The 12,752-nt window shown below is 33.9% G+C and carries 7 protein-coding genes; all 7 read right to left on the bottom strand.

Going from position 1 to position 12,752, the window contains the following annotated elements; all coding sequences use genetic code 11:
- Nucleotides 1-3 precede the first annotated feature (3 nt).
- Nucleotides 4-1,509 (bottom strand): glycoside hydrolase family 30 protein, encoded by a 1,506-nt coding sequence (locus ACJJVO_RS09850; RefSeq protein WP_405573450.1) that lies wholly within the window; start codon nt 1,507-1,509, stop codon nt 4-6.
- A gap of 10 nt (nt 1,510-1,519) precedes the next feature.
- On the bottom strand, nt 1,520-2,572 hold the full coding sequence (locus ACJJVO_RS09855) for a glycoside hydrolase family 2 TIM barrel-domain containing protein (RefSeq protein ID WP_405573452.1): 1,053 nt from the start codon (nt 2,570-2,572) through the stop codon (nt 1,520-1,522).
- A gap of 3 nt (nt 2,573-2,575) precedes the next feature.
- Entirely contained in the window at nt 2,576-3,865 is a 1,290-nt protein-coding gene (locus tag ACJJVO_RS09860; RefSeq protein ID WP_405573455.1) for a glycosyl hydrolase family 17 protein, read from the bottom strand.
- Between the two features lie 15 nt (nt 3,866-3,880).
- Nucleotides 3,881-7,342 (bottom strand): hypothetical protein, encoded by a 3,462-nt coding sequence (locus ACJJVO_RS09865; RefSeq protein ID WP_405573457.1) that lies wholly within the window; start codon nt 7,340-7,342, stop codon nt 3,881-3,883.
- A gap of 166 nt (nt 7,343-7,508) precedes the next feature.
- Nucleotides 7,509-9,164, bottom strand: coding sequence for a family 16 glycosylhydrolase (locus ACJJVO_RS09870; protein WP_405573459.1), 1,656 nt, complete (start codon nt 9,162-9,164; stop codon nt 7,509-7,511).
- 21 nt (nt 9,165-9,185) lie between these two features.
- Nucleotides 9,186-11,270: a PKD domain-containing protein gene (locus tag ACJJVO_RS09875; RefSeq protein ID WP_405573462.1), complete on the bottom strand. Its 2,085-nt coding sequence runs from the start codon at nt 11,268-11,270 to the stop codon at nt 9,186-9,188.
- Nucleotides 11,271-11,285: 15 nt separating this feature from the next.
- A complete protein-coding gene (locus tag ACJJVO_RS09880) occupies nt 11,286-12,743 on the bottom strand; it encodes a RagB/SusD family nutrient uptake outer membrane protein (RefSeq protein ID WP_405573465.1) in 1,458 nt (485 codons plus the stop codon).
- Nucleotides 12,744-12,752 lie beyond the last annotated feature (9 nt).

The raw sequence follows: 12,752 nt of genomic DNA on the forward strand, positions 1-12,752 counted from the left end.
TTTTTAGTTTTTAGTTGGGATTATTATCGTTTGAATAGCTTGTCCGTTTATTTTTACTTTTACAATTTCCCCTCCAAGTGATAACGTAAAGTCTTTAGATATTTTTCCTTCATTGAACAATACTACAGCAATAGTACCATCAGGATTCTTAGCTGCAGTAACCATTAAATCGTTATCTGCATTTTCTACACCAATAACTTCAGCTCCTGGTCTTATATATTTACTAAAATGTGCCATAGTATAATACAACGGTGTAAAATATACTTCATCAGCCTCTGGATCAACAATCACTGGTGCAGCACACCAATTTTCAAACCAATTTGGTCCACCTTGTTTATCTAAAACCATGTTCCAATCTACCCAACCATCTACCCAATTATTTAGGCAACCAATAATATCTCTTGCATAACGGTTTACTGGTGCATATTTTGGGTGTAAATGTTTATCTTCTGGCGAAGCCCAATCCCAACCCCAATCTGTAGCTTCTTTTTTCCAATACCAAGCATCGTCTTGCCATTTTGGGATTTCAGAATCTACACAACCTTCCGTTTCAATTAAAAATTTATTAGGTGCTTTTTTATGCGCATATTGAAGTGCTTCTGGTAAATAATCATAAGTACTCTCGTACCAATGAATCGCTGTTCCTGCAAAATATTTAGATGATGCTTCATCTTTAAACATAGCATCAACCCACTCATCTAAACCTGCCCTATTTTGATCGTAACCTAAAATGTTTACGTTTCCGAAACCGTCAGCTTCTAATTTAGGTCCTAAATGATTTTGTACAAAATCCGTCTCTTCTTCTGGTGAAAAGTGCATACTTTCCCAATTATTACCATTTCCATGTGGTTCGTTCACTGGTGTTAAACCCCAAACATCAATACCTTCTGCTTTATAAGCTTCTAAATATTTAGAAAAATAAAGTGCAAACACATCGTAATATTTTGGTAATAATTTACCTCCAACGTAAGCCCTATTGTCTTTCATCCATGGTGGTGACGTCCAAGGTGAAGAGATGATTTTAAAACCATCTTTTGAAATCGCCTGAGCATCCTTAATCATAGGAATTAAATCATCACGATCTTCTTCAATATTGAAGCTTTTAAGCTCCATATCATCTGCATCAGGTGCATATGTATAATTGTTTAATGAGAAATCACAAGATGCAATATGTGTTCTTGTTAACGAATAGCGTGCTCCATCTTCTGCAAAATAAGCCTGAAGAATAGTATCACGATTCTTTTTACTCAACTTATTAATTAAGTAAGCAGATGACTCTGTAAATGAACCTCCAAAACCTGTTATGGTTTGAAATTTTTGCTCTGGTAATAATTTTATAACTGCTGAAGAATCTACTTTAGAAAACTCCGTAATCCTAGTTAGTTTATTCCCGCTTTCTGAAGTTTCATAGACTTCAACTTTTAAGTCTTTAATTTCTTTTTTTTCAGTATTACAACTCATTACAGTAAAAATTAAGAGTGCCAATATGCTATATCTTGTTGTTTTCATGTTTTATAAATTAGTTGTTTTTATTTTCAGACGTATAGATTTCTTTAACAACATCAAATACTTTTTTCTTATTTCTATCAATATCCACAATGCCCCAATATTCTTCATTCGGACTACCATCAAACGGCACTCCTGTGCTATTTGGTGCTGTTCCGCCTGTGTCTTGCACATTGTTATTTCCAGCTTTCCACCAACCATCTGTAAATTGAAATAATGTAACTCCAGAACAAATATCCTGGCCTTTAAAAGTGGATTTCAAGATTATTGCTGTGGCATCTGCTTGTGCTTGCTCATTAACACCTTGCTCATATTTATCCGTAGCGATTTGCATATAACTATCAGATCCTGTTTCGGATAAATACATGGGCTTGTCACTAACTTCTTTCCACTCCTTAAAAATGGTTTCTGGTCTAACTGAACGATACACATTCATTCCCCAAACATCAATATTCGGAGACATAGAACGTGCTGGTTCTTTTGGTAAGTCACCATGTGCTGTGGTCACTGGGTGTGATGGGTCGTTTTTATGAATTAAAGACGCAGCATCATTCATTGCTGTGTACCAGTTTTTAATATCACCATCAAACCATTCTGGATGGTAATTATATTCATTCCCTAATTCCCACATTAAAATGGCATTGTGGTTTTTAAATCTATTGATATAATCTACAAATGAACCTGATACAATATCATTCTTTCCTCCTTGATTGTATCCAAATCCGATGATTACTTTTAAACCTGCCTTATTTATTTCATCTAAAACATGCTCTTCTTCAATTGGAGAATATACTCTAATGGTATTAATTCCCGCTTCAACCATGAGTTTTAAATCTTGAGTCAAAGTCCCAAAATCTCTTTGAGTAGAATCACCTTTAGGCACGGGATGATAGCAAATACCTTTAATTAAATAAAATTCATCATTCACCATTAATTGTCTCCCAGAAACTGAAACCACATCAATTTTTGATGTTTCAACTTTTGTTGGGACCTCTTCTTGTTTCGTTTCATTTTTACAAGAAACAAAAGCCATTAAACTAATAACTATGATTACTAATTTCTTCATTATTTAATCTCTTGGGTAATCTGTATTTGGCACTAAGACATCTTTCATTAACTCCTCTAAATTTCCACCGTAAGTTTTTGTAATTGGTTTACCATCTCTGGTTAATCCTTCAAACGTACCATCATCTACTAAGCTCCATAACGGATACTTTGCTTCGCTTTTTAAGTTAATTAAGCCAAAGTGATTTTCGGAACCTAATTCGTTTTTAGCGTCTTTCCATTGCTCATCAAAAGCTTCAAAATAAAAAACTGAAATTTTTTCTTTATTCGTCCACTCACGTAAATGTTTATAATATAATCCTTGTTTATATTCGTCTGTAGCTCTAGAACCATTTTTACCATAATGACCTCCAGAAACGGAAGCCCAACCAGTTTCGCCAATATGAATTGGTTTATTAACACCAATGCTTTTCATGTAATTTGAAACCGAATCGTACTGAGTTTTAGCAAAATCTAGTGCACGCAACATGGCTGCATCAATTTTTTCTTTATCAGTTAAGCCTTCTTCATTTTCAGGAACTTTCCAAAATCCAGGATTGTAATGGGAATTGTGATAAGCATACGTATGCATAGAAACATAATCTACCGCATTTGCTATTTTCTCTAAATCTTCAGTATGATAACTGGCATCACCTCCTCCCCAAGACACAAAATCGTCTGAGCTTGTTATCCATAAATCTTTAGGTAATTCACCTTTTTTCTTTAAATCTTGAAGATGATTTACCCACTTTAAAATTATCCATGGTTGCACATAATAAGAGGTTGCCCATCTTACCATAGCTTCATTACCAACAGCAAGAACTTTTACGATGTCTGGATATTGTTTTGCCAATGCAACAGCAGTTTTAACCTCAACAGGGTTTCGTTCACTTTCTTCATTGTGAATTGGCTCACCTTCTCCCCAATCGAATGCATTCTTGCAATCAATCCAAATGCCGAGCATCACATACATTTCAAAAGTTGAATCCTCAGTCTTTAATTCGTCTATTGCTTTTAACAAATTTGCAGCTTGGTCAAAATGAACATTATAAGTCCTCAGCACTTTAATTCCCATAGCATTTAAGATTTTCATATCTTCTTTAAGCTCTGGTATTGTTGGCTGAACATTTCTATCCTTTTGTCTATAACCTCCGTAAGAAATCGCTAAATAATCTGGATTTCCTAATATCTCTTTTGCGTTCACAATTTGATCTTCTTTTAACGGTGTTTCCGTCTTCTCCTTTTTTGCATCATTACATGAAAACGCAAGTAGTACAAAAAAAATACATACTGCTAAATTGAAACTTTTATTCATGCTTAATAATTTTAATTATTTTTTTACAGACACAATAATTTGATTTACTTCACCCGAGCGATTAAATATTTTATCACTTGTAGTTTTATCTAACTTTAAATCATTAAAATTTGAAACTGAACCATCATTGAATTTAACTTCAATTGAGTTTTCATCTCGAAGCTGATATATAACAGGCACTTGGCAATATGTAAAACAAAGCGAACCTTTATCAAGTTGAATTGTTTTAAGTTCTTTATCTAATGCTGTATAAACAAATTCTTTTGGTTGACTTAAAAATTCTTCAGCTCTTAAAAGTCTAGGATTAAAAAACAGTTTTCCGTCTTTTACAAATACTCCTAATTCTCCAAAACGACATAACACATCTTCTTTTACCTGACCAGTCATTCCTGGTTGCTGTGCGCCTTTTCCTCCTGGTGTATGAGAATATGGATCGGTTGGAAAAGCACCATATAATTCTGGTGATTTATGTGCTCCGATACCTTCATTAATTTCGTAATAATGCTCTAATAAGCGTCCTATAGTTTCTTCACTTTCATTATTAGCCACTGCTAGTAAACAGTTTTCTTGAGTTGCTAACAATAATTTAGATACCATGTGCCAGTAAATAGACCCTAAACCTTCATAACCGTAGAATGTACCTGAACGCCCTGTAAATGATTTATGGTCAAACATGTCTTCAAATATCTCTAACAATAAACGAGTATCAGACTCAATTAGGTCATCATATTTCTCTTGTGGCAACTGGTTTAATGCCGTTTTTAAACTCTCTGCATTATTAAAATTACCGTTAAAATGATATGCACCTAGAACATCTTTCTCTATAATCTGAGTATTACCATCAGCAATTAATTGCTTTAATAATTTTGATTTTTCAACAGATTGAGCAGGAATATTATTTTTATCTACAAAGCGCGACAATTGTTTATTTGGATATAAAATGTAACTGTATTGGTCCTCTCTAAAAAGCGCACTTGCTTTTAACCCATCTAATAAACTTAATGCTTCTTTAGGTTTTAAATACCCTGAACTTAAAACAGCAACCTGACCTTCTAACATTTCTGGCAAGTAAGAAATTGACACTTCTGCATCATTTTTAACCGTCATTAAATTGTACGCATGATATAAGTTATCAGCTCTCTTGTTAGCTTTAATAGTATGGTCTAAATACTGTTTTAATGCCGTGAAGAATTTTAATAAATCTTCTTTTGAAATAGCTTCTTTATCGCTGGTAAAACCGGCTTCATAAATTTTTAATCTATAGTCGCTACCTGCAGTACCTAATCCATCTAAAATGGTTTTTCTTTCTTTATCAGATATTTTACCTGACAGTACTTTTACATTATCATTTAATGTTTTTACAACACTTTCAAAAAACGTTTTTAATTCTGTTGAAAGCTTATACTCCGTATCTGAAGAATTTTCAACAATACCTTCAAAGAAATTAATGAATCGTCTTAGGTAATATAAGGTCACCATAGACACACCATTACCAACTAAAGCATTGTTAGCATCGTTCCATTCTGGTCGTTGTGTATTTAACCAAATTCCGCCTTCTGGTATAAAATTAGACACTTTAGCTAAAACGGTAGCTAATAATTTTTCGATTAAGTTGACTTTATGGATGAAATAATTTTCATCTCTTAATAAAGCACCATCAGCACCTAATCTATCTTTTACTGTGTTGATTTTTTCATCTAAAGCATGATCAAAATCTATAGTGTCTTTAGGATTTTTTAAAGTGTCTTGATAACTCTTAATCTTATATGGTACGTTAGCATACACAAAAACATCTTGAGTAAAACTATGAGCAAGTTTAGTAGGATAATGCTTCTCAATAAACTCTAAAAACTTTAATAAGTAGATAATTTGATGATCTCCCCAATATCCGATATAAGACCATGGATCATCTTCTTCTATAGTTTCCCAATCAAATCCATCTTTGGTTACTCTGTAAGGATTATAACCTTCAAACGTAGTGGCATTAAAAAACTTATGAATCATCCCTTCCATAAAAGCAGGATAAGAATGTGCTAATGTTTCCCAATTTTGAAAAATATCTCTCCAGTTCCCTTCGTAATCTAAAATTTTAGAACCATCTACCTCACTACGTGTGTTTATAGAAAACTTATTCCAAGGTCTACTTGGGTCACCATGTCTTCTACTAAATTTCAGTGGTAGGTATTCATAACAGAGCCTTTTAAAATTACTATCATCATCTTGATCAGCGATATTTTTAATATAATCTACCTTGAAGATTTCAGGTAAACTATTTAAAATATCTTCTTTACTTTTTGAAACCTTTTTATTGGCCTTAGCCATATATTTTACAAAATCTTCTTTTTCAATGTTGTAATCGTCATCAAAGATTCCACCTCTCATAATGTTGAAAAGTGTATTTGCAAAGTGTCTTGTATTTCTTAATTTATCATCACCAAGCTGAATTCCGTCTGAAGCACCAACTAATTCTAAAAGATTTTTAGTACCAGCATCTATATCTTGCTGTACTAATTCTTCAAGATTAGTATTACTTTTTATTTTTTCTGAAATATTATTAATTTCACTTATTGTTTGGTTGACTTCTGCCACAAACATCCAACGTTGTTCGCCATGAGGCTCTAAGCTCAAATCCTTAACAATAAAGTATGCTCCTTTTTCAGCTCTAATATCTTTTTCTTCAGTAATCGTTTTACCGTTTCTGAAAGCATCTAACTGTAAAGATGAAATTAAATGCGTAGGATTTTCTAATCCAGAAGACCAAACTGTATTGGCTTTTAAAGCCTCACTTGGTTCTGCCTTATCTACAATTATAGCACTTAAAGCAAATATCCCTATTCCAGAATCTGATTCTAGTTCACACTTTTTATATGCATCAATTAAGTTACTTGTTGCATTTTGAAAATCTGAAGCTAAGCCATATGGTAGAATATTTTGAATACCGTCTAAAATCGTAATATCAACTTTTTCACTTGTATTATTGATAACTTCCCCTTTTCTCACAAATCCAAATTGGTCACTAGAGTTCCATTGGTATCTATAAGTAAGACCTAAGTCTTCGTTAATTTCTTCAAAAACAACTTTATTACCATAGCTGTTTTTGTATAAATTTCGTTTAGTAGCATATACACCTTGATACTTATTTGAAAAAGGTTCCCATAAAAATGTTTTATCATCTTTATGAATTTGAATAATCGTTTTACTACCTGTAGTTTCTAATGATTCAGTGATTTTATCATCTGTATAATAAGGAAACAATGCATTATTTGCATTTTTTCTACCTGCAGTTAACGCTCCATTACTAGATATAAATAACCAGTGGTTAGAGTTACTAACAAGACTCATAAAAAATGGTCTCATTTTGTCACTATTAGTAATTTTATAATAGGCTTCATTATAAAGTGATACAAGTTCTCCTTTAACTTCATTTTCATCGTTTGAAGCTCTCTTATTTCCTATGTAAATGGGATTCTTTGTCATTGGTGTAATAAATATTTCTAATCGTAAAGCTTAGTATTTTTTTTCTAAATAATTTATATTAACGGTACAGGTTAATAAAGTTGAAATGTACCTATTATAAAAGGTCGAGCATAAAAAAAACTCGACCTTAAATAACTTATTTAATCAAATAATTGGCACTGTTTTTTTATTGATATACTCTGATATAATCTACTTCCATTGTGTCTTCTGTAAAAGCAGGATCAATTGTTCCACCTAAAGTTCCTCCCATTGCAATATTCATTATAAAAAAGAAATCTTTATCATAAAATGGTAATTCAGCATCATTTGTTAACGTATAATATGCTGTTCCATCAACAAAAATTCTTAGAGACTCTTCTGTCCATTCTAATGAATACAAATGAAATTCTGATGTAGAATTAGCTACAGCTGTAATTTCTCCATAACTAGCATTACTGCTTGTACCATTATCAAACCAATGACAAGTTCCTAATACATCGTTCTTATTATCACCTGTTTGCTCCATAATATCTATTTCACCACAAGCAGGCCATCCTACATCAGGAAAGTTAGCGCCTAACATCCAAAGTGCTGGCCATGTTCCTTGAGAGGCTGGTAATTTTGCTCTAATCTCTACTCTACCGTATGTAAATTCTTGTAAGCCTTGAGATTTTAATCTAGCAGAAGTATAACCACTACCATCTGCTTTGGCTGTTATTTTCAAGAAGCCATCTTCTACAATTACATTCTCTGCGGAATCAGTATAAGTTTGTGCCTCGCCATTTCCCCAGCCACCTGCACCGAGATCATATGTCCAGTTTGCTGTATCTGGTGCTCCGCTTGTATCAAACTCATCTGACCAAACTAGAGAAGGAAAATTATCAACGTCAAATGGATTTTGAGTTTGGTACTTAGCATACCAAGCAAAACCTCCACCTTCTTGAATAAATCTCACATGTAATTCTGTATCACTTATTGAAATAATATCGTATTCAACTGAACCAGTATACCAACCCAAAAATCCACCATCAGAAATCTCAAAACTCGTTTGTCTGTATGGCAGTTCTGCATAAGTACCTTCTAATGCTGCCATTGAAGATGACGGGAAGAAAGATACATTTTTAACACCATACATGCTTGGAATTACACTTTCATCTTGACATGTATCACCTGCTACACCAAGAATATCTGCATACGTCCCTGGAACAAATGCAGGTCCTTCTGTTTGTTCAAAAGTTACTCCGTTTTCTGTTTTTGTAAATACAAATTTATCACTATACATACATGATTTTTCTTCATCAAATGGCTGAATTCCATTCCACCAAGCTTCATAAGCAAATTCTCCATTACCGTAATCCTCATCTACAGGACCTAAACCTACATGTAGTGCAACATTAGCTGCCCAATACCAAGTTTTACTATCTCCTACATTAGTACCACTTAAGAAATTTTCTGCTTCGGGATCTGTAAAAGAGCTAAAAACTTCAATTTCTAGTAACTGGCTTGTCATTATTCCACCTGTTCCAATTGCATTTACAACCACGGTATATGTGTTAACACCTACGTTAGTATATCTATGTGTAATTTCTCCACTAGGCGCTATATCACTTTTTTCATCACCAAAGTCGAATCTATAACTTATCTCATTATCTGCTGTTGAAACAAAATTTACGAATCCACTTCCATCACCATAAGGATTGTCTGCATCTTGTCCCACAATTTCTGCTGTTATAGTTACGTTTGTTGGCGTAACTAAATCTCCAAATTCGTAGTTGTCTTCTTCACAACTCACCAATAGAGTAAGTGAGAACAGAAGCATCATTGCGTATTTTAAATTTTTCATGTTTTTCATCTTTTTCTTTTGTTAAATTTTCACCAATTTATATTGCCAAAACACACCAGCACCTGCTTCTACCATTACATTAATTGTATTATTATCTACAATAGTAATATCATAAACTATTGAATCTGGTGTATCTGCAGGACTAGCAATTTCTCCTGAATTCACAGCTTTTGCAAGACCTATATATGCGCCAGCACCATTTATAGTAAGGGTTCCTGCACTTAAGTCTAAAGTATACGTTGCCACTGCTGATCCATCATGAGGTGCTACAGGAGTACCACAAGCGTCTCCACCACCTTGCCATGCTTCTATCCAAGTTTCAGCACCTAAAACATTTGAAAAAGAACCGTCTGATCCAAAAACATATTGATCGTCATAATAACATGCTCTATCTCCAACACAAGCATCATCACAATTCCACCAAGAAATATCTCCAGGTGTTGGTCCTACTCCGAGCGAACCTGCTTCTGCAGATAATTGCCATGATCCTGCCAATGGTGAAGGTGCAGCACCTTCTTTAGTAAAATTAAATTGCCAAAACACACCAGAACCCGCTTCAATATATACAGACATTTCTGTATCAAAGTTTGATAGTGTAACATTATATGTTATTGATGCTGGTGCGTCTGCCGGATTTGATATTTCACCCGTATTAGTTGCTTTAGGAACCCCTAAAAAGGCTCCAACACCATTTAATGTAATTGTTCCAGCTCCTTCATCATATACAAATGTTGCTGCTCCAGATCCATCGTGAGGTGCTACAGGAGTGCCACACGCATCTCCACCACCTTGCCAACCTTCTACCCAAGTATCAGCCCCTAGAACATTACTAAATGTACCATCTGCATTAAAAATGTATTCATCGTCATAATAACATGCTCTTTCAATTACGCAGTCTGAGTCACAATTCCACCAGCCAATATCACCTACAGCAGGCCCTACACCCAATGATCCAGCCGCTGAAGACAACTTCCAAGTACCAACTACACCTGTTGGAGAACCTGAAGGGGCTTTCCAGAAATATAAATTATCTACAAAGATTGTACCTTCTACTGGGTTACCATCTAACTTAAATTGAATGATATCACTTAAATCTACCAATGGATTTTGATCCGTAAAAAATGATAAAGGAATATCAAACGACGTCCATTGTTGTGCCGTTAAATCCAAATCATATGCTGTTTCATTTGGACCCGAACTAATTGGTGATATTTTCGCATCGTTTTCATCTGCTGTCCAAACATCAACATGTAAATACTCCATTTGCGAAGCATCAATTGGTGTACCTGAAAAATCTATGCCTTGATAATTTAAATTTGTGTACTGCAACATATCATCTCCTCCTAAATTGAATAAGTTGAAAGTAGTTGATTGTCCCCAATTTGGATAGAAATCAACTCCTGTAATATCTGTATATGCACCACTGAAAATTGAAATAACATCCGTCTCTGATCTTGAAGGTTGTGTTGGCGCAGAACTTAATGGCTGTACTATTTCCGTAACTTCAAAATCTACTTCTGTATAAGTCGTAGTTTCAATAGCTGCTCCCATTGCAGTAACTGTTATAGTATACAAGCCAGCATTTTCGTAGGTATATGAAGTCACTTCTCCTATATTGGTTTGAAGAACTTCTGAACCATCTCCAAAATCAACTTCATAAAACATAGCGTAATCTGCCGTTGCTGTTACATTTACCTGTTTAGATATAGCTGCATCATTTTCAATTGTCACCATTAAATTCTCTGGCGGATTAAACGATACTACCAACTCTTGGGTGATTTCAGTTTCTAAACCTGTAAGACCGAAAGCTACCACTGTAACAGTATAGACTCCTTCTTCATAAACATGCGTAGTATTTTCTCCTTGAGCCAAGCTAGCTGGATCAACCGTACTATCACCATAAAAGATATTAAAACCTGTTGCACCGTCAGCTGTTGGTGTAATAGTAACCAAACCACTGTTATCTTGAGTTACTGTAAATGAAGCTAGTACGTTAGCTGGAGCCACAGCAGTATTCAAAAAATCTGTATTATCATCATCTTTAACACAACTGTTAATTAGAAGTGCTATAAGACATAAACTAAATATATATTTTACTGTTTTCATAGTGTTATTCTTTTTTTAGTATCCATCATTTTGAGACCAATTATTTCCTGCCAATTCAATCTCGATTCTAGGTATAGGAAATAAAACATTTTTACTTGAAAAATTAGGAATAGTATTAGTTCTACCTGTTCTAACCTGGTCAAAAAAGCGATGACCCTCACCTGCTAATTCTAACCTTCTCTCATTATATATGTCTTGAGTTAAATTAGTTCCAGAAGTTTGTATTTCATCCAATCCAGCTCTAACTCTTACTAAATTAACATAATCCTTAGCTCTTGAATCGTTAAGCCCACTTCTATTATAAGCCTCAGCTGCCATCAATAAAACGTCAGAATATCGTATTGCTCTATAGTTATTACTGTGCGTAAGATTTACATCACCAGAATTAGCTTCTGAATAAGGAATATACTTTTTATTATAATAACCAGTATAATCAAGTGAATTACCTTCATTAAATGTAACATCTGGGTTTTCTAACACAAATTCATCCATATTTAGTATCGTTGCATCTCGTCTTTCATCATCTGCTGAATATGCATTATATAGCTCTTCTGTTGGAGGATTAAAACTAAATCCTGAAGTAAATGGTGAAAAGTCACCACCAGTAAATCTCGGTCCCATAAACCCAACAGCTATATTTCCTTCAACACATTGGAAGCAGTCAAAGCTTGCACCTTCACCTCCAAAATATTGCACTTCGAATACAGATTCAGAATTGTTTTCATTAGAATTTAAAAAGATTGTTGAAAAGTCATCTACTAATTGATATTGACCAGAGTTAATCACTTCGTCTAACGTATTAGCCGCCAACTCAAACTTATCTTGATATAAATAAATTTTTCCTAATAATGCAAGAGCAGCGCCTCTAGTTACTCTTCCATTTTGAGTTTGTTCCCAAGGAAGATTATCTATCGTTGATTGTAAATCTGCTTCAAGTTGTGCATAAACGTCTGCTTTTGGTGTTCTTGAAATTGTTTGTGACTCTTCTATTGTAATTCTTCCATTAGTATATAATGGTACATCTCCAAAAAACTTTATTAATTCAAAATAGTAATAAGATCTTAAAAATAAATTCTCCGCAAGCAGTTGTTCCTTTCCTTCAAAATCAGTTTTGTCTTGAAATTCTATAATGTAATTAGCTCGACTAATTCCTGCATACATAAACTGAAAAACACTTCTTAATGCACCGTTGTCTGGTGTATGCGTCATGTCATCAATTTGTTGCCAATCTAAAACATCTGTTGGTGTCTCACCTCCACACAAACTATTGTCTGACGCTATCTCACCTAAGATATTATGTAGATAAGTTGTGGATAATAAATCATATACACCAACTAAGGCATCTTCGTAATCTGACTTGGAATTGAAATAATTCTCACTATTCTCTTGACCTTCCGGTAGCGTATCTATATAATCATCACATGCAAAACATGTTATGATTAAAAATAAAGCTGTTATTTTTTTTATAGTCATTTGTCTTAA

Source organism: Winogradskyella sp. Asnod2-B02-A, assembly GCF_045063645.1.
In the GTDB taxonomy this organism is placed as follows: domain Bacteria; phylum Bacteroidota; class Bacteroidia; order Flavobacteriales; family Flavobacteriaceae; genus Winogradskyella.

Excerpts from the sequence above, each read along its gene's own strand:
- ACJJVO_RS09850 (WP_405573450.1), bottom strand. The coding sequence starts at position 1,509 with ATGAAAACAACAAGATATAGCATATTGGCACTCTTAATTTTTACTGTA.
- ACJJVO_RS09855 (WP_405573452.1), bottom strand. The coding sequence starts at position 2,572 with ATGAAGAAATTAGTAATCATAGTTATTAGTTTAATGGCTTTTGTTTCT.
- ACJJVO_RS09860 (WP_405573455.1), bottom strand. The coding sequence starts at position 3,865 with ATGAATAAAAGTTTCAATTTAGCAGTATGTATTTTTTTTGTACTACTT.
- ACJJVO_RS09865 (WP_405573457.1), bottom strand. The coding sequence starts at position 7,342 with ATGACAAAGAATCCCATTTACATAGGAAATAAGAGAGCTTCAAACGAT.
- ACJJVO_RS09870 (WP_405573459.1), bottom strand. The coding sequence starts at position 9,164 with ATGAAAAATTTAAAATACGCAATGATGCTTCTGTTCTCACTTACTCTA.
- ACJJVO_RS09875 (WP_405573462.1), bottom strand. The coding sequence starts at position 11,270 with ATGAAAACAGTAAAATATATATTTAGTTTATGTCTTATAGCACTTCTA.
- ACJJVO_RS09880 (WP_405573465.1), bottom strand. The coding sequence starts at position 12,743 with ATGACTATAAAAAAAATAACAGCTTTATTTTTAATCATAACATGTTTT.